This is a genomic window from Algoriphagus boseongensis (genome assembly GCF_004362805.1).
In the GTDB taxonomy this organism is placed as follows: domain Bacteria; phylum Bacteroidota; class Bacteroidia; order Cytophagales; family Cyclobacteriaceae; genus Algoriphagus; species Algoriphagus boseongensis.
The window spans coordinates 126,211-144,923 of sequence record NZ_SNYF01000005.1 but is presented as its reverse complement, the minus strand read 5'-3'; the positions used below and the strand labels follow the sequence as shown (position 1 = coordinate 144,923).

The 18,713-nt window shown below is 40.9% G+C and carries 17 protein-coding genes; 2 read left to right on the top strand and 15 right to left on the bottom strand.

Annotated elements, in window-relative coordinates:
- Positions 1 to 36: 36 nt before the first annotated feature.
- From DFQ04_RS00635 to DFQ04_RS00585, 11 genes are all read right to left on the bottom strand, one after another.
- Positions 37 to 2,799: a M14 family metallopeptidase gene (locus DFQ04_RS00635; protein ID WP_133551678.1), complete on the bottom strand. Its 2,763-nt coding sequence runs from the start codon at positions 2,797 to 2,799 to the stop codon at positions 37 to 39.
- 130 nt (positions 2,800 to 2,929) lie between these two features.
- Positions 2,930 to 4,222, bottom strand: a complete 1,293-nt coding sequence (gene hemL / locus DFQ04_RS00630) for a glutamate-1-semialdehyde 2,1-aminomutase (RefSeq protein ID WP_133551676.1) — start codon at positions 4,220 to 4,222, stop codon at positions 2,930 to 2,932.
- Positions 4,223 to 4,225: 3 nt separating this feature from the next.
- Complete coding sequence (locus DFQ04_RS00625; protein ID WP_166637222.1) at positions 4,226 to 5,863, bottom strand: ABC transporter substrate-binding protein; 1,638 nt, start codon at positions 5,861 to 5,863, stop codon at positions 4,226 to 4,228.
- A 155-nt stretch (positions 5,864 to 6,018) separates the two neighbouring features.
- On the bottom strand, positions 6,019 to 7,548 hold the full coding sequence (gene guaA / locus DFQ04_RS00620) for a glutamine-hydrolyzing GMP synthase (protein WP_133551672.1): 1,530 nt from the start codon (positions 7,546 to 7,548) through the stop codon (positions 6,019 to 6,021).
- Positions 7,549 to 7,658: 110 nt separating this feature from the next.
- Positions 7,659 to 8,660 carry a phosphotriesterase family protein gene (locus DFQ04_RS00615; protein WP_133551670.1) on the bottom strand — a complete coding sequence of 334 codons (1,002 nt, stop codon included), beginning with the start codon at positions 8,658 to 8,660 and terminating at the stop codon, positions 7,659 to 7,661.
- 94 nt (positions 8,661 to 8,754) lie between these two features.
- Complete coding sequence (locus DFQ04_RS00610) at positions 8,755 to 9,381, bottom strand: flavin reductase family protein (RefSeq protein WP_133551668.1); 627 nt, start codon at positions 9,379 to 9,381, stop codon at positions 8,755 to 8,757.
- Complete coding sequence (locus tag DFQ04_RS00605) at positions 9,381 to 9,824, bottom strand: hypothetical protein (RefSeq protein ID WP_133551666.1); 444 nt, start codon at positions 9,822 to 9,824, stop codon at positions 9,381 to 9,383. The genes DFQ04_RS00610 and DFQ04_RS00605 overlap by 1 nt, the downstream gene beginning before the upstream one ends.
- A 17-nt stretch (positions 9,825 to 9,841) precedes the next feature.
- A complete protein-coding gene (locus DFQ04_RS00600; protein WP_133551664.1) occupies positions 9,842 to 10,105 on the bottom strand; it encodes a hypothetical protein in 264 nt (87 codons plus the stop codon).
- 70 nt (positions 10,106 to 10,175) lie between these two features.
- Positions 10,176 to 10,856: an SDR family NAD(P)-dependent oxidoreductase gene (locus DFQ04_RS00595; protein WP_133551662.1), complete on the bottom strand. Its 681-nt coding sequence runs from the start codon at positions 10,854 to 10,856 to the stop codon at positions 10,176 to 10,178.
- Positions 10,857 to 10,959: 103 nt separating this feature from the next.
- Entirely contained in the window at positions 10,960 to 11,664 is a 705-nt protein-coding gene (folE, locus tag DFQ04_RS00590; RefSeq protein ID WP_133551660.1) for a GTP cyclohydrolase I FolE, read from the bottom strand.
- Complete coding sequence (locus DFQ04_RS00585) at positions 11,624 to 12,034, bottom strand: 6-pyruvoyl trahydropterin synthase family protein (RefSeq protein ID WP_133551658.1); 411 nt, start codon at positions 12,032 to 12,034, stop codon at positions 11,624 to 11,626. Before DFQ04_RS00585 ends, folE begins: the two co-directional genes overlap by 41 nt.
- Positions 12,035 to 12,343: 309 nt before the next feature.
- On the opposite strand from DFQ04_RS00585, the gene DFQ04_RS00580 reads away from it, so the two are divergent.
- The gene (locus DFQ04_RS00580) at positions 12,344 to 13,027 is read left to right on the top strand and encodes a murein L,D-transpeptidase catalytic domain family protein (RefSeq protein ID WP_133551656.1); all 684 of its coding nucleotides are present in this window, start codon (positions 12,344 to 12,346) and stop codon (positions 13,025 to 13,027) included.
- A 1-nt stretch (position 13,028) separates the two neighbouring features.
- On the opposite strand, the gene DFQ04_RS00575 is transcribed toward DFQ04_RS00580, so the two are convergent.
- Genes DFQ04_RS00575 through DFQ04_RS00560 form a run of 4 tightly spaced genes read right to left on the bottom strand, consistent with a single transcriptional unit; the run spans position 13,029 to position 17,622 of the window.
- The gene (locus tag DFQ04_RS00575; protein ID WP_133551654.1) at positions 13,029 to 14,666 is read right to left on the bottom strand and encodes a L,D-transpeptidase family protein; all 1,638 of its coding nucleotides are present in this window, start codon (positions 14,664 to 14,666) and stop codon (positions 13,029 to 13,031) included.
- 13 nt (positions 14,667 to 14,679) lie between these two features.
- The gene (gene kdsA / locus DFQ04_RS00570; RefSeq protein WP_133551652.1) at positions 14,680 to 15,528 is read right to left on the bottom strand and encodes a 3-deoxy-8-phosphooctulonate synthase; all 849 of its coding nucleotides are present in this window, start codon (positions 15,526 to 15,528) and stop codon (positions 14,680 to 14,682) included.
- Positions 15,515 to 16,099: a KdsC family phosphatase gene (locus tag DFQ04_RS00565; RefSeq protein WP_133551650.1), complete on the bottom strand. Its 585-nt coding sequence runs from the start codon at positions 16,097 to 16,099 to the stop codon at positions 15,515 to 15,517. Before DFQ04_RS00565 ends, kdsA begins: the two co-directional genes overlap by 14 nt.
- Positions 16,081 to 17,622: a bifunctional GNAT family N-acetyltransferase/carbon-nitrogen hydrolase family protein gene (locus tag DFQ04_RS00560; protein WP_133551648.1), complete on the bottom strand. Its 1,542-nt coding sequence runs from the start codon at positions 17,620 to 17,622 to the stop codon at positions 16,081 to 16,083. Before DFQ04_RS00560 ends, DFQ04_RS00565 begins: the two co-directional genes overlap by 19 nt.
- A 187-nt stretch (positions 17,623 to 17,809) precedes the next feature.
- Between DFQ04_RS00560 and DFQ04_RS00555 the strand changes: the two genes are divergently transcribed.
- Positions 17,810 to 18,685, top strand: coding sequence for a mechanosensitive ion channel family protein (locus DFQ04_RS00555; protein WP_133551646.1), 876 nt, complete (start codon positions 17,810 to 17,812; stop codon positions 18,683 to 18,685).
- The last annotated feature ends 28 nt before the right edge of the window (positions 18,686 to 18,713 follow it).

Here is an 18,713-nt window from a genome sequence, read left to right as displayed (position 1 = left end):
TTCTTTATAAAAGACCGAGTAGAAGGAATTGTTTGCCTAATCTCCCAAATGATTCCAATTGATCAAGGCATTCCAAACCAAAGGAGCATCGTGATGATTCAAATACCTGTGCAAAGGATCGAAAGTAAATGCTACAACTCTTCCCTTGCCGACTGGAATATTGAAAATTCCACCTTGGCCAATGATCGTTTGCTCATTTCTAACCATGCCTGAGCGGACATAAGGAACTGGCTTGCCCTCTGAATCTTTTTTATCCAGCTTTTTATTCGGGTTTTCCATGCCCATGATCGGACCTGTGTAAGGCTCTTCATCTTTCAAGACTTTGGTTCCATACATGAGCACCATTTCATCTCGTTTGGCTAAATCAACTCGGTATAAAGGACCATTTCCTCGGAAAATAGAGAAAACCTCAGGATAGCCATAAAGCAAAGGGCTAGAAGAATCTTTAGCTTTCACCGTCACCACAGAACCAGGATGGAATAGGCCAGATGCGGTATAAGGTTCCAAATCCCGAGTAATTCCTGTTTCAGCAACCATTTTTGTGGAATTATCCAAAGTGATCACCAAGCCACCTGCTTCGATGAATTTCTTTAGGTTTTCAATCCCTGTGAAACCAGGGCCTCCCGTCATGTCAGGAGTAGAATCCGGAAATCCATGGTGTGGAAATTCGGCTGTTTTAGTGTAAGGCATTGGACCAAATCGGCTATCCACTCCATGAATAAAATCCGAGGCCTCACCCCTTGAGCGAGGAACAAGAATCACATCAAACCTGGAATTCAGATTACCTGCTTTTAGGTCATCCTTATCAATTGAGGTGTAAGGAATTCCTCTTTGATCGAAAGTGTAGCGGGACCAACCTTCATCTTGGGTATAAAACCAATTGTGATAAATTGCCACACGAGGCAAGGTAACAGGGTGAGTCTCCTCGTTCGATGGAGCTTTTCCACCTCTTAGCAAATCCAATTCAAACTTTTTGGTAAGCTCATCTGCTTGGGAGGAAGACAAATCTTTGATCCAAATTGAGCCAGCCTTTAGGGTATCCGAACCTGATACAAATTCATTTTCCAGAACCTGCATTTCTGCAGATTTATTCTGATCCTTAATCCAATACAAAGCAGGTAAAACCGTGTTTTGTGCACTGTATGAAATGAAATAATTCGAGCCGCTTCCATTTACTTTTCCTGCGTATTTGGCATCCTCAGCAATTAATGTCAATTGACTTCTGTCAAAATCAATTGAATCCTTAGCCTTCACATCCACTCCATATAAATAACTCAAAGTCCAGGCAATGTCATCGTAAGGAGGGAATTTGGCATCTTTTGGATAATTCTGTTCGGAAAGCAGAGAAACTGCCAAGTTGCGGTAAGGCTGATCCAACAAGACATAATAGTTCCCATCCTTGTCTCCGTGAACTTCAATAGCCTGTGCTCTTAATTGATTCACCAAATAAGCTGCCATGGCAGGATCCCTTTGGTCCGCGGGAATCATATAAGCTCTTGGACCTTCTGAGGTTCCCTTTCTGATGGAGTTTACCCCTTTTTGATAAAAATTACGGAGTAACTGTTCCCCATTCTGCGCAGCATAGGTCAAAGAAGCCAAGACACCTGCCTGCATATAGTTCACATTATTCCGGGCTGACCAATACACTTTTTCGGTTGGAGGATCGGGACGATACCATTCTCTTGTTGTTGCGGGATCACCAGCATAACGGGCATTGGACAAATCCCTCAAATAGGTATTGGCACCAGCATTCCCGAAAGTCTCATAAAACCGACCATTCGAGTTGTGATTATTCGCAACCCAAATCCCATAACCCGGCCACCAGCCATCATAAAAAGCCCATGTAAATGCCCCCGGCATACCTTGCGCTGCCAAGGTGGTAATGTCATGATTGGCCATGATCTGCCATTCACCGATGGTGACAGGATCTACCTGTTCATTATAAGGACCTGTTCCCGTAGAAATGTAAAGCAAAGGAACAGACTCGTGCAGATCGAGCATCACGGTAGGATGCCATTCGTAGAAGATGTTAAAAATGGCTTTGGTCAAGGCCTGTGAAACCTGAAGTCCGTCCCGGTTATTGTCATGGTAAACATACTTTCCCCAATAAGGCGCAGATCTCGGAAATCCGTCTTCCCATTCAGTTCGATGCTTAGAATACCTATGATACCAGTCTACCACTTTGTCACGACCATCTGGTTCAGAAACAGGATTAATCAAAATAATGACCTTATCTCTGATCTGTTTGATGGATTTTTCCTCGCTGGTAATCAAGCGATAAGCCAATTCCATAAGCATTTCAGGAGAACCCATTTCGGTCGAGTGCAGTCCCCCATTGAGGTAATAAACTGGCTTGGCTTGCTCAAAAATCTCTTCAGCTGCCTGAGAATCGGTTTTCCTAGGATCAGCTAAACGGTCCATATACCCTTTATACTTATCCAAATTGGAAATACTCTCCTCATTCCCAATAACAATCATGTAGATCGGCCTACCTTCTTCAGTGGTTTCTACTTGTTTGATTTGTAAATAAGGAGAAGCTTTGGCCAAAGTTTGGTAGTATCCATAAATATCCTGCGTATGATGCATGACTCCCGGGGCACCGATGATTTGTCCAAAATGCTTCGAAGGTGAAGGAATGCTTGGGTGATCTACCAGATTCAAAACAGAAGCTGGCAAAAATCTGGTATCTGTGGTGTATTCCTTGATTTTTTGATTGTAGGCCTCGTCAATCGTCTGAGCTTGGGCATATAAACCAAACCCCAAAAGAAAGGCTAAAGCCCCTATTCGTTTGAATTGCATAGAATTTTTGGTTGGTGGTTGAAATTCAATTTAGAAGTTAAGGCTAATCAGGAAAAAGCCATGAGAATTTTACACAAAACCCTTTTTACTTATTTTAAAAAAGAAAAGGCCGATTGAATCGGCCTTTCTGTCAAGAGTGGATTTCCACCATACTTTCTTTATGGGCTCCCAGGATTTTTTGAATCAAATCTTCGGTCAAAGCAGTAGAAAGGAAAAGACTTTCAAACTGGCTAGGAGCTAAATAAATTCCTCTTTTCAACATCGCTTGGAAGTATTTTCCAAATAAAACAGTGTTCGAAGTTTTAGCTGATTCAAAATCGATCACAGGATTGGAGGTGAAAAATAAAGAATACATACTTCCCAAATGATTGACAGTATAATTCAGATTGAGGTCATGGTTAATCTTTGCAATTCCCTCGGAAATCTTTCTACCGATCAAATTAAGTTCGGCATAGGTCTGAGGATTTTCATTCAAGAAACGTAGCATAGTCAACCCTGCAGCCATTGCAATTGGATTACCGGAAAGCGTTCCTGCCTGATAAACTGGCCCTGCTGGAGAAACAAATTCCATAATTTCTTTTTTACCGCCATACGCTCCTACAGGCATTCCTCCTCCAATGATTTTTCCTAAAGTGGTCATATCCGGAGTCACTCCAAATAATTCCTGCGCCCCACCCGGAGCCAAACGAAATCCTGTCATCACTTCATCAAAAATCAACACGATGCCCTCTCGGGTACAGATTTCTCTCAAACCTTCCAAATATCCAGGGTTTGGCAAGGCCAAGCCCATATTTCCCGGAACTGGCTCCAAGATTAATGCTGCAATTTCTCCCTTATTCGCCTCAACCAATTTCTCAATAGCCTCCAAAGAATTGTATGGAGCCAAAAGGGTATCCTTTGCTGTACCGACGGTTACCCCAGGAGAATCTGGATTTCCCATGGTAATTGCGCCTGAACCAGCGGAAATCAAAAAGGAATCTCCATGACCATGATAATGACCTTCCATTTTGATGAACTTGTCCCTGCCGGTGAATCCTCTAGCTACCCTGATCGCAGACATGGTGGCTTCCGTTCCGGAATTGACCATTCGGACTTTTTCTACTGAAGGAACCATTTTGGTAATCAGTTCGGCAATTTCAACCTCCTTAGCTGTAGGTGCTCCAAAAGAGGTTCCATTTTCCATCGCTTTGATGACAGCCTCTCGAATCATGGGATGATTATGTCCCAAAATCATCGGGCCCCAACTGTTAATCAATTCGATAAAGGCATTCCCATCTTCATCATAAAGAAAGGCCCCATCGGCTTTTTTGATGAATAATGGCTCGCCGCCTACTGCTCGAAAGGCACGAACTGGAGAGTTTACACCTCCGGGTATAAAATTCTTGGCATGGGCAAAAAGCCGCTTGCTTTCTGAAATTTGCATGGTTTAGTTTAAAGGAATCAATTCTCCATTTTCCAATTTTAGGATCGGGGAATAAAGGTTATTGTTTGAATTTCGGAAGTTAAACCCGAAGGTAAATCTTCCATTTTGAAAGGAGTTTTGGTCCAATGAGTTTCGGAAACTTAACCCATTTTTCAGGTCTGTATTGGAGCTAACCCAATAAACCAACTCAGAACCAAGGAGTGTATTCAAGCTAGGATAGGCTAAATATTTTTCGTAGAATCTATTCTTAAACTGCTTCATTTCCTCAGTTCCAAAATTGAGGGTGTTGTTTGAAATGAAATAGAAGTTAGGAAACTCCAACATTTCAAAATTTGCAAAATTGAAGGTGAGCCAAGAGTCCATCACCACGACCGGCACGGAAGCCGTAATACTTTCCATCAAGGCAAAGGTAGGCTGCGCAATGGCTGGATCATCTGTAAGGAGAATTACCTGATCGACCTTGGCACTTCCTCCACGGCTTATTCCCAGACCTTGCAAAAAAGAATTAACTGATCTTTGATCGATTCGTTCATTCTTGACTACGGTAAATCCTTCTTTTGCAAATTCTGCTGCAAGATCTTGAGCCATTTTTTCATCTCTGGATGTGCCAGAATACCCAATGGCTACTTCCCTGCCCCAGCCTTGCTTTTTGAGCGAAGAAACCGTGTTTTTGGTCAAGGTGACAGCTGAAGGTCTAAAAAGGTAGCTGTATTTGAGTTGCTCAAATCTTTCTCCCAAATTGGAAAGTGGGTGGATAAATGGAATTTTTTCAGCTTCTGCGAATTCACTGACCATAACCGACTCATCTGGATAAATCGGTCCAATAATCACATCAGCATTATTCACGGCTGGATCCTGAAGCAAGGAAGACAAGACCTTCAAATCTCTTTTGGAATCGAAGGATTGTAGGGTAACTTTCACTCCTTGTCTTTTCAAATCCTCTACCCCCATTTCAATCCCCTGATACAATTCAAACAGGAAATCATTGCTAGCCATACCTGAAACGGCACTAGATCCTGAGGTAAAAGGAAAAATCACCACGATATCCAAAATCTCATCCTTGGCGATTACAGGATTTTTACCGGATTCAGAAATCATTTTTAAAGCCTCTCTTTCTCCGGCCGTCATGATACTTTTGCTTTGAAGAACAAATGCCAAAGCTGCGGTATACCCCTCGTTGGTCTTAAACTCTTCGAGATTCGTCACCAAAAAGCTTGGAGAAGTCTTACTGGCAAATTCATAACTCGCATTATAAGCCTTTTCCAAAACCTCCTGATTTTTGATCTGCTGAACTATTCTCAGTGCATCGACAGTCTGTCCATTTTGGAAATAGCCTAAAGCCAAGAGGTATTTTAATTCATCTGATTTATTCCAATTTCGGCTATACGCAGGTCTTAAAACTTCAATAGCCTGCCCGGGTTGATTGACCAGCAAATAGGCCTCTGCAGTATGAAAAGCTGCATAGTTGGCAAGATTACCATATTTTTCAAAATCCAAAAAGGGCTTGAAGGAGTTGATCGCCGTCCAGTAATCCTTTGAAGAAAGCTCATTTTTAGCTTTTTGAAAATTCTCCGGAATGGACTGAGCAATGCTGCTATTCAGGATAAAAAATACAGAAAGGAAAAGAAGAATTCTTTGCATTGGACCTAAGGGTAAGTCGGTTGATTTCTTTGAATTCAAATTTAAGGCATTATTTCCAAACCCAAAGACTAAGCCGAAATGGGCTGGTAAAGGAAAAACCCGAAGAATAGGCTCCGGGTTTAACATATTTTCATCTTCGGAGTATGTCCAAAGGATTATTCCCACTCGATAGTTGCCGGTGGCTTGGACGAAATGTCATAAACCACGCGATTCACTCCCTTCACACGGTTAATGATTTCATTGGACATTTTACCCAAGAAATCATAAGGCAAATGAATCCAATCTGCTGTCATTCCATCCACTGAACCTACCGCACGGAGTGCAACCACCTTCTCATAAGTTCGCTCATCTCCCATTACTCCAACCGATTGAATCGGAAGTAAAATTGCACCAGCCTGCCAAACCTGATCATAAAGACCATGATTTTTTAAGCCCTGAATGAAAATATAATCTACCTCCTGAAGGGTTTTTACTTTTTCTGCGGTGATATCTCCCAAAATTCGAATAGCCAATCCAGGTCCTGGGAAAGGATGTCTTCCGATGATATTTTCAGGAATTCCCAAAGCTCTACCCACTTCCCGAACTTCGTCTTTGAATAAGGTATTCAAAGGCTCCACAACGGAAAGCTTCATGAAATCAGGCAACCCTCCCACATTATGGTGAGACTTGATGGTAGCAGATGGGCCTTTAACAGAAACTGACTCGATAACATCCGGATAAATTGTCCCCTGACCTAGCCATTTTACACCTTCAATTTTATGGGCTTCGTCGTCAAATACCTCAATGAATACTCTTCCGATTGCCTTTCTTTTTGCTTCTGGGTCGGTTAGACCTGCCAAAGCATCATAAAATCTTTGCTTTGAGTCTACTCCGATCACATTTAAACCCATGTGCTGGTAGGAATCCAAAACCTCCTCAAATTCATTTTTTCTCAGCAAGCCATTATCCACAAACACACAAGTCAATTGATCTCCAATTGCCCGATGAATCAAGGTAGCTGCCACAGAAGAGTCAACTCCTCCTGAAAGGCCCATAACCACTTTATCACTGCCAATTTTCGCTTTTAATTCAGCTACGGTGGCATCGATGAAGGTGTCAGAAGTCCAGTCCTGATTGCATTCGCAGATTCCCACTACGAAGTTTCTCAGCAAGTTTTTCCCTTCCAAAGAATGGGTAACTTCTGGGTGAAACTGGATCCCATAGGTTTTCTCCCCTTCCACTTTGAATGCTGCCACTCGAACGGAAGAAGTGCTAGCGATCACTTCAAAACCGGTTGGAAGTTCTTTGATTGTATCTCCATGAGACATCCAAACCTGAGATCCATGGGTCATTTCCTTAAGCAAATCATGGTGAAGATCGATATGATCCAAATTTGCACGGCCATATTCCCTGATGGTGGATGGCAAAACTTCACCTCCATATTTACTAGCTAAAAGTTGTGCCCCGTAACAAACCCCTAATACAGGTAATTTTCCACGGAAAGCATCAATGTCTACATCTGGCGCACCCTCGTCTCTAACTGAGCAAGGCGATCCGGAAAGGATGATTCCCTTGATATCAGAAGTGATTTCGGGAACTTTGTTGTAAGGGTGAATTTCACAGTAAACGTTCAGTTCTCGGACTCTTCGGGCGATGAGTTGGGTATACTGAGAACCAAAATCTAGGATAAGGATTTGTTCTGCCATGCGCAAAGGTAAGAAGCTCAAGCCGCTTGCAGAAATGCGGCAAAGAAAATTTGGAAAGAGATTTAGAGATTAGAATTTCTCTTTTCCAAAAGCCTTTGATTTACAGATAATTAATTCAATTCAAAGGCTTTTTTGGGATTTTCAATTAATAAGGTTTTCCAATCTTCTTCTGAAAAACCCCTTTCCTTAAGAATTGGAATAAGCTTTTCGAAGATATTGGTGAAAGGTTGAAAATCTCCTCCATTGGGTTTTTCGGGGTCATACCAGCCTGCATCGTGGGAGACCAGGATATTTCCCAGAATTCCTTTTTCCTTGGCAAAAACTAATCGTTCCACGTAGGGTTCAATTGCCCAGCCGATCCCATCCAGAGAAATCCAGACGCCTAAACCTGCTGCTTTTTCATAGTTTGAAAAGTCCTGTTCGGCCTGAGCATGAACCCAAACAAATTCTGAAGGCTCCACTCCCATTTTCTGAAGAATCCTGACTTCCTGAGCGGCAGTTTTCCATGTTCCGGTATGAGAGGCAATGGTCAGCCCGGTAGTTAGATGAGTAATGGCAGCGGCCTGAACTAGTTTTTGATCAATGGCTGATAAGGTATCTGCTTCATTGACGGAGATTTTGATAAAACTTGGTTTGATGGAGGTTCCCTCAATTCCATTTTCAAATTCAGCAATCCATCTTTTGGCTAATTCCTCAGCAGATTCCGTGAACGCATGAGGAGGAAGATATTTCCCACCCACAGCTCCGTAGTATCCTGTATTAGTTAAAAACCGAATCCCTGTCAAACGACTAAGTTCCAAAAGCAATTCTGGGTCTTTTCCCAAATAGGAAGGAGTGCAATCAAAAATTGTCTTTACCCCCATTTCTTTTACTTCAAGAAGATAGGGCAATACTTTTTGGATCACAGAATCTCGATTATATCGCTCCCTAGAAACAGAATCGGCACCAATAAAATCCACCAAAATATGTTCGTGAATCAAACTCAGTCCCAAAGAGTCCATTGGGAATTCGCCCGTGACAGCATTGAAATAGGATGGATTTTCGTTTGATTCTTTATCCTTGCAGGAGAATAAAAGTGCTGGAATCAAAAAAAGTAGCAATAATTTTTTCATCAAATCCTCAGGTTTTAGAAGAGTAATTTACCTGAAAAAAACTCGCTAAATCAGAGGATTTAGAAAATTCTAGGATCGAAGCTTTTGAAAATTATCAGATCAACTCTGGAAATTTATTCGGCTTGGGATAGGCAAGACGGGCCAGTCTTTTCCCGGTATGATAATCATCCAAACCAGAAACCGTCACAGTTTCCATTTCATTCAAGTCCAAAGAACCATCTTCAACCAATCCTTTTTCATGAACGAAAACATGCTCGATGCTTCCAACTAGAAAAACTGTCTGGTTGACCTGAAGGGTCTGGGATTCCACAAATTTACATCCCAATTGAACTGGGCTTCCTTTGACAAAGGGAGCAAAAAAATCCTTTTTGTATTCTTCTGTTAGACCTGTTGCCTCAAACTCTGATTGCTCCCAATTGGCAGCAGCCCAATGAGCTTCTTTGAAAAACTCAGGAGTAACATGATTTAGGGTGAAAAATCCTGTTTCCAGGATATTCTCGAGAGTATCTCTTTTTACAGTATGTGGTCGGAAAAGAATTCCAACGAAGGCCGGATAAGCTCCGAGGTGAATAATCTGGGAAAATGGGGCCAGGTTGGTTATGCCTGATTCACTTTTGGTTCCTACAAGATTCAAGCTCTTGTAGCCAGAAAGTGAATTAATCAGATTCCTTCTAAATCCAGAATCCAAAGCATTGATTTGTTCTGAACTGAAGTACTGCATTAGCTTACAATTGCCTCGTCAATGGTATCGCAATATTTGATGTCCAGTTTGGAAATCACATTTTCCGGATAATTCTGAAGAATTTGATCCTTCGCGATCTGCACCATTTTTTCAAACCATTTTTCTGCTGGTAGAATTTTGCGGTGTACGCTCAATCCGTAGTCCAGCATTTCCTTTTTCCAATAGATAAAGTACCATTCCATGGTGGGCTGGTGGAAGGCTCTTAGAGATCGCTTATCGAAGATGAATTTTTCAAAATTCCCTTCCTTGACCAATTCTCCGATCTTTTCGAAGGAAAGTTTAAAATCATCAATGGGTATATAATCTGCCATCAATTTACATATGATGATTTTTCGGTCTGGATTCACCAAAACCTGCATGTAGTGCTCCTCAAATGCAACTTCAAATTCTTGTATGAGGGATGGATTTAGGGTCGAATTCATAGTAGTAGAATTTGGAATTAGAAAAAGGATTTTTTGGAAAGTTCTTGGGCTTGCTTGATTTGGCCTTGGTACTCACAAAGCATTTTCTCCAAATTGGAAGCATAGTCCAATGTGGTTCTCATCATGTCCTGCTGGGATTGAATCTGCTCTTTCAGTCTGCTGAGTTCGCGATTGACTTCTTGCAGTTTCTCCTCATACTCCTGTTTGAGCTTCTCTTTTTCTAGCTGAGCCTTTTTTAATTCTTCCCTAAAAAGAAGATATGATTCAGGTAGTGTCTTCATATGCACAATTCTTTCATTCCGGGACCTTACCCAGGATAAAGACAAATAATACTACAAAATTGTTTTAGGATTATTTCAGAACAGACATTCCCCCATCGATATGAAGAATCTGTCCGGTCATCCAAGATGATTTTTGAGAAAGCAAAAACACCGTAGCCTCTGCCAAATCCTCCGGAGTTCCGATTCTTCCGAGAGGATGACGCTTATCTGAAGCTTCCTTTTTTTCGTCAGAGGATAAAAGTTTTGAAGCAAGCGGAGTGTCTGTCAATGAAGGCGCGATGGCATTTACTCGGATACCATTCGGTGCCCATTCAGCCGCCAAAGACCTTACCAAGCCTTCAATTGCTCCTTTTGCAGAAGCAATTCCAGCATGAAAACCCATTCCTGTTTGCACCGCTACAGTACTGTACATCACAACAGATGCTCCTGAGGATTTTTTCATTCCTTTTAGACAAGCTTGCAGCACTCTAACAGCGCCAAAAAAATTCACATCCATTTCCTGTTTGAATTCTTCCATAGAAATCCTGTGGAAAGGCTTGAGATTGATTGTTCCTGGGCAATACACCACTCCGTCGATTACTTCAGGTAATCCGGTTAAAGTTTCAAAATCTTGAGAAATATCCAGCGAAGTAGTTCCATCCCCACTTTTGGAGTAAAGAAAAATATTAGCTTCAGCTTCTCTGAGCAATTTTGCCGTTGCTTTTCCAATTCCTGAGTTACCTCCGATCAGGACGATATTCTTGTCTTTCATTAACTTTTGCTTTTACTCTAGAATCAAAAAAACAGGATTTTGTTTTCCAGAAAATAAAAAAACCCTGCTTTTGGCAGGGTTGGATTTAATTGGTTTCAAGAGCTTATTTCTTCAAGCTGATATATTTCAGAAACTCATTTCTACTCTGCTCATCTGATTCAAATTTCCCTGAATAAAATGAAGTAACTGTAGAACTATTCGTGTCATTTACTCCTCGGGAGCTCACACACATGTGGTAAGCGTCCATAATAACAGCAACATCTTCAGTTCCTAAAACCTCTTTGAGCTCGTTTCCAACTTGCATGGTCAAGCGCTCCTGCACTTGAGGTCTCTTGGCGTAATACTGAACAATTCTGTTGATTTTGGAAAGTCCAATCACATTGCCATTGGAAATGTAAGCTACGTGGGCTTTACCATAAATCGGAACGAAGTGATGCTCGCAATGCGAATGGAAAGTAATGTCCTTTTCTACCAACATTTCAGCATACTTATATTTATTTTCAAAAAGTTTAGCTGCTGGTTTGTTTTTAGGATTCAACCCGGCAAATACTTCTTTCACATACATTTTGGCAACACGATGAGGTGTGCCTTTTAGGCTATCGTCTGTAAGATCTAGCCCAAGGATATGCATGATTTCCCGAAAATGTTTTTCGATTAGCTCGACTTTCAGATTATCATCCATTACAAATGCGTCCTCTCGGAGAGGAGTCTCCAGGGAAGTGCCTACATGTTCTTCTCCGATTTCCTCAATCGAAGCTCTGACAAGATTAATTCCCATCGTATTCAACAAAGTTTCTTTCTGTTTCATAAAGTCGAACCGTTAATTCGAATTTCCGATCAATTTTTTCCCTCAAAATATTCCAAATAACCACTGCAATGTTTTCAGCAGATGGATTGAGATTTTTGAATTCATCGGTATCCAAGTTTAAGTTTTTGTGATCAAATTTATTTAGGACATGTGCTTTAATGAGGTCACTAAGCACCTTCATGTCATATACGTATCCAGTATCAGGATCTATTTCTCCTTTTAGCTGAACGATTAATTCGTAATTATGGCCGTGGAAATTGGGATTATTACATTTTCCAAAGACTGCTTCATTCTGCTCGTCTGACCAGCTCGCATTGTATAACCTGTGAGCTGCATTAAAATGTTCCTTGCGGTAGACAGATACTTTCATTGCCTTAGAAACAGGGTTTTTTCTTTTATTGTTTATTTTCAGGATTATTTCTCAAAAGGCAATTACTAATCAGCTACAAATCAGCTATTTATTTTTATTTATAAATGTAGGGAATAAATGAACCATTCCTACTTCCAAGGAATTACACATACAATGTCAGGCAAGAAATCAGTCATTCACTCAAGTATAGCTGACAATCTTGGAAAAATCTCTGACAAAAATCACCAAGTCCTTAACTGGCAAAGTTTTTGACAATCAGGGATTCAGCTTACCTTTGACTTATCACCGCAACCAACTATTATTCACCAAATGAACTTTGGACTATACCTTTCAATTCTTTGGGTCTTAAATGCAACTGACCCAAGCAGCACAACAAACACAAATTCCACCCAGCTTCCTGAAGACTCCTACGAAGAGTTGATTGAGAAATTGAGCACTTCAAACACCGAATTACCTTCGGAGCAAGCACTCAAGGCTGCATTGGACGGATATGAAAAATTAGATGAGGAATTAAAAAATCCTCTTTTGACTGTAATTGATTTTTCACTTCCCTCCACAGAAAAACGCCTTTGGGTAATTGATCCGGAAAAAGGAGAAATCCTCCTCAACTCGGTTGTAGCTCACGGAAGAAATTCAGGAGAACTAATGGCCGTCAAATTCTCCAATCGCCCAGAATCCTATCAGAGCAGTCTCGGTTTTTATAAAACTGCCGAAACTTATCAAGGGAAGCATGGATATTCACTCCGCTTGGATGGATTGGAAAAGGGATTTAACGACCAAGCCAGGGCAAGAGCTATTGTTATTCATGGAGCGGAATACGCCTCCGAAGCATTTGCAAAAATGACAGGAAGACTGGGAAGAAGTCTGGGTTGCCCAGCACTCCCAACTGACATTTCTGACGATGTGATTGACCTTATCAAGGATGGATCTTTGCTGTTTATCTTCGGGAATTATGAAGAATATCTGGCAAATTCGGAATTGGCAAAGCCTTAATTTACTTTTTTAACAAGGCCAAAACCTCAGCATCCCGATTGTAAATATCCTGTCTAAAATTTGCTTGACCTTTTGAATCAGCCCAAAAAGTCAGGTACAATAAGACTACTGGTATTTTTCTGGGGAGATTTACTATCATCTCGGAATCACGGTGCATAGCCTGATCTATCTTTTCTGGAGTCCAAGAGCCATCTCCGCTAAGTAGGATTTCAGCGAATTTCGCTGGGTTTTGAAGCCGAATGCAGCCATGGCTCAGTGCCCTATCCTCTTTTTCAAAAAGAGATCGAGCAGGTGTATCATGAATGTAAACGCTGTGGGAATTTGGAAACATAAACTTGACCAAGCCTAAGGAATTACTTCCTCCGGGTTTTTGCCTAATCAAATAAGGAAATGATTTAGAAGACCAATTTACTGAGGATGGGTCAACATATTTTCCTGAGGTGGTGATTACCTCCATGTTCTTTTGCTTCAGGTAATTTGGATTTTTTCGAATGGCGGGAATAATCTCTTTTCTGGTAATAGAGTTGGGTATATTCCAGTAAGGGCTGAAAACAATGTAACTCATAGGAGCTGTAAAAATTGGAGACTCATGATAGAGTTTTCCTACAATCACCTTAGAGGAAAACAAGGTATCCAGCTTGTTGATGTAGTCTAATTGGAAGTTGGCAATATTTACGACGATCAGCTCCAGATTTTGAACTGTATCAGGAAGCCATCTCAATCTCTCTAGATTTACCGCAGCTTTGTCAATTAGAATTGAAGGAGAGGCATTCAAGCCTGTAGCAGTATTTTTACCGATTACCCCATCTGGTTCCATTCCATTTTTTTTCTGGAAAGCCATCACTCCCTGATACATCGTAGAATCATAGAGTTTAGGGTCATTTACCTGATACTTACTCAGGTAATCCCAATATTGCAACCTTTCTCTCAAGGCTGGAATAGCGTTGTTACTATCTCCGACTTTGATGGACTTATCTACTCTAACAGCCTTCCAATCCAGGGTATCAGTTTTCAACCTTTCGTCTAAGGCCCTTAAAACTTCTCTTCCTCTTTTGTAAATCGTGAATTTGGGATAAAGACTTTCCAAATTTCTTCGGATATCTTTCTCAGAAATTGCTTTTTTAAAAAGTTCTGAATAGTTGGCGCGCTGAGGCTTCCGATCAATATCCCAATCCCCCTTGAGCTGACTTGGATCCACTTTTCCCCTTTCTAAATCCTCGGCCAACTCAAAAAAAGCATCTGTCAGAAGCAGTTCCAAATTGGCCAAATCTCCTGGTTCATTGGCTTTTTTAGCTTCCTTGTTTTTTTCAAAGGATTGAAAAAAAGCTTCAATTAAAGCCAGTCCATAATCTTCAGGATTTAAGCCATCAAAACGAGATTGTTTAATCTCAAATCTCATTTCATACGCAAATTCCAAAAGTATCCCGTCTTTGGACCAAACCTCCTGAAAATTTCTATCCGCATAAAACCTGTGGATATCTACTCCTGATTGGAGCTCTTTTCCCGCAACCAAAATGTTTTCTTGGGGATTTTCAGACTCCAATTTCAACCTTAATTGATCGGAAACAGAACTCCCCTGGAAGCCAAGGAGAACTGAACTAGAAAAAAGGTAAATCAATCCAAAAAGGAGGTTTTTCATACTAATTTAATGGCTATTCAACAGAGAAATCTTGATACTTTCTACCCAAAACCCAGGCTTCTTTTAGCATGGTTAAAAAATCCCCCATTCTATGGAGTGGAATTAAATTGGGACCATCACTCAAGGCTTTGGAAGGCTCTGGATGAGTTTCAATAAAAAACCCGTCGATTCCAGTGGCTGCCGCTGCCCTTGCCAAAATTGGCGCAAATTCCCGCTGTCCTCCACTACTTCCCCCATGGCCACCCGGCTGCTGCACAGAATGGGTAATGTCAAAAACGACCGGAGCAAATTGCCTCATGATCGGAAGTCCTCTCATGTCCACAACCAAATTATGATAACCCAAAGAAAAGCCTCTTTCGGTAAGGCATACATTTTCATTACCTGTGGACCTTACTTTTTTGACGGCATATTGCATGTCCTCAGGAGCCATGAATTGTCCTCTCTTGATTTTGACGGCTTTTCCCGTATTTCCAGCTGCCAATAACAAATCGGTTTGACGACACAAAAATGCTGGAATCTGAAGGACATCAACCACTTCCGCTACTTCTGCTGCTTGATAGCTTTCGTGAATATCCGTCACCAAAGGAATTTCCAATTCTTTTCCTACTCGCTGCAAGACCTCGAGAGACTTGTCCATTCCGATACTTCGGAAGGATCCTGAAGAGGTTCGGTTTGCTTTATCAAATGAAGCCTTAAAGACATAGGAAAATCCATTCTGACTTGCCCATTCTTTGACTTTTGTCCCGATTTCCATGCAGATATCAAAGCTTTCGACAGCACATGGCCCGGCAAAAAGCACTGGTTTTTCTGAACCTAAAACTACACCCTCACGGATGTGCATCGGCTGATTATTTCGTTTCATGATTTTTCTCGGATAAGTTTTGGATCAAAGGAATCAGATTGCCTCTGGAATGAAGTAAAATATCTCCCAGCTCTCGAAAGACACCTTTGCCCCCTGCAAAAGGAGAAACATAATGTACGGCAGATTTGACATAAGGAAGTGCATCCGAAGGGGAAACAGCTAAGCCTACCTGAACTAAAATGGGAAGATCAATTATATCATCTCCGATATACGCCACTTCTTCTAATCCAATTTCCATGGTCTCCAGAATTTCTTGAAGTTTTTTGGCCTTGTCCTTTATGCCATGGTAATGAAAATCGAACTTGAGTTCTTCGCATCGATTTTCTACCACTTTGGAATCTCTTCCCGTAATAGCTCCAACAAGAATTTTTGACTTTCTCAAATGCTGGACAATCAATCCATCTTTGACATTGTACTTTTTATATTCCGTCCCAAAGTCATCGTAAATAATCCCCCCGTCAGTCAAGACTCCATCGACGTCGGTAATTAAAACTTTGATCATTCTGGCTTTTTCCCAAACCAGCTCAGGAACATGAGCTAAATATGCCTGAATTACTTTTTCTGTTTCCATTGAATTGAATATAAATCCAAACGTCTCTGCTCTAGGTTTCGGACACTTCCTGCTTTTCTCTGCTTGGTTAAAAGGTCTAGGTCTACGTCCGCTACAATTGTTGTCTCTGCATTTTCTGAAGCCTGAGCTACAATCGCATCGTGAGGGAAAGAGAAGTCAGAAGGTGAGAAAATGGCAGACTGAGAGAATTGAATGTCCATGTTTTCCACCTTGGGAAGGTTTCCTACTGACCCAGTGATTGCCACATAGCATTCGTTTTCTATGGCCCTGGCTTTTGCACAGGTATTTACCCGAAGGAAGGCATTTTTGGTATCAGTCCAGAAAGGAACAAACAAAATATCCATCTCCTGCTCGGCAAGAATTCTTCCCAACTCAGGGAATTCCACATCATAGCAAATCAAAATCCCAATCCGACCTGCGTCTGTTTCGAAAACATTGATTCCATTTCCTCCTTGCAAACCCCAATAAGCCTGCTCGTCTGGAGTAATATGAAGCTTGTATTGTTTATCCTGGGTTCCGTCTCTTCGGCAGAGATAGCTTACGTTTCTTAACTTTTTCCCATCGTATTCTGGCATGGAGCCCGCGATAATGTTCACATTGTAAGAAACCGCCAACTCACTCATTCGGCTGATAATTTCATCCGTATAGTCTGCCAAATTCCGAATCGCTTCAGACGCATCCATGTCGTTAAATTCAGCAAGCATAGGAGCATTGAAAAATTCAGGAAGCAAGCAAAAATCAGATTTATATCCTGATACGGTATCTACGAAAAACTCCACCTGCTGCATCAAATCATCCACGTTGGAAAATCTTCTCATTTTCCACTGCACCAAACCCAAGCGCACAATGGACTTCTTGTTACCGATGAGTTTTTCATCTTTTTCATAATAGATATTGATCCATTCCAAAAGCGTTGCATAAGCTCTTGAATCAATATCTTCCGGTAAATATTTGGTAATTACCTTTCTGACGTGAAATTCATTTGCCAATTGGAAGGAAAGTACGGGATCAAAAATTTCTCTGTTCTTGACCAAATCAATGTACTTCCTTGGCGTCATTTCATCCGCATACTTGGAATAGCCAGGAATCCTTCCGCCTGCAATAATGGATCGGAGGTTCAGGTTTTCACAAAGTTCCTTTCGGGCGTCGTACAAACGTCTTCCCAATCGCATTCCTCTGTAATCCGAATGGACAAAAATGTCCGTTCCATAGAGTGTATCACCTTCCTGATCATGCGTATTGAATTTTCCGTAACCAGTGATTTCATGATAGGTATGGTTATCCCCAAACTTTGCATAATCCACGATAATACTCAAAGCTGCGGCGATAACTTTTCCATTGTCTTCGATACAAATCTGTCCTTCTGGAAAAGCCTTTAGCTGGTTTTTAAGTTCTTCTTTGGTCCAGGCTCCGCCTTCATTGCGGTAGATGGAAACCATGATTTCTCGAATATCCTCGTAATCTGAAAGCTTTATATTTCTGAGCCGAAGACGGTGCTCTAATTCATCTCTATACTTACTCATGGTTCAAAATTAAAGATATTCAGTCAATTATTTTAAAAACAAAAAATCTAAGCCGACAAATCGGAATAAAATTTTGAATAAGACGCTGTCTTCAATTAAAATCAATTAAATAGGCTGTAAAGAGGAAGATTTGCGAATAAATTCTCAAATTGAAAATTCTAATTAACCCAAATTCTGGCTTCAGAAAATGAACAAACAAAGCGATTTCTGGGAGTGGTTTGACAAATTGCTCAACCAAAATCTAGTTACACTTGGCGATTCGAAATTAACTGTTGGATTGATTCTGACTCTTGTTATTTCATTTACTCTACTCTTCGTGGTTTCCGAATGGATTAGGAAACTTCTGGTAAAGAAAATCCTTAACAAAAGTCAAATTGACGTTGGAACGAAGGAATCTATCGGTACCATAGTCAAATATCTTCTTATCCTAGGTGGGATATTTTCCATTCTGCAAACCAACGGAATTGACTTAAGTGCATTTGGAGTTTTAGCCGGTGCAATAGGTGTCGGTATAGGTTTTGGTTTACAGAACATAACCAACAATTTTATTTCAGGATTAATTATCCTTTTGGAACAGCCTATAAAAATAGGCGATAGAATCGAAGTTGGAGATGTAAACGGAGATGTAATCAAAATCTCGGGGCGGTCCACCACGATTTTGACCAATGATAATATCAGTATAATCGTACCAAACAGTCAATTCATAGATAGCCAGGTAATTAATTGGTCGCATAATGAACACCGGGTACGGTTCAACTTTCCTGTCGGAGTATCTTACAAAGAGAATCCTGAAAAGGTCCAGAAGATTTTACTTGAAGTGGCAGCAGACAACCCAGGGGTATTAAAAAAACCAGAAACCGATGTGCTCTTCGATAGCTATGGAGACAATAGTATAAACTTCAATTTACGGGTCTGGACAACGGAATATGTTAATAAACCAAAGGTGTTAAAAAGTCAACTTTACTACGAGATTTTTAAGCGATTCGGTGAGGAAAATATCGAAATCCCATTCCCACAAAGAGACCTCCATCTGAAATCAGGCTTCGAAAACTTGAAAAATTAGGCAAATTTCTATTAGTTTTGAGTATTCT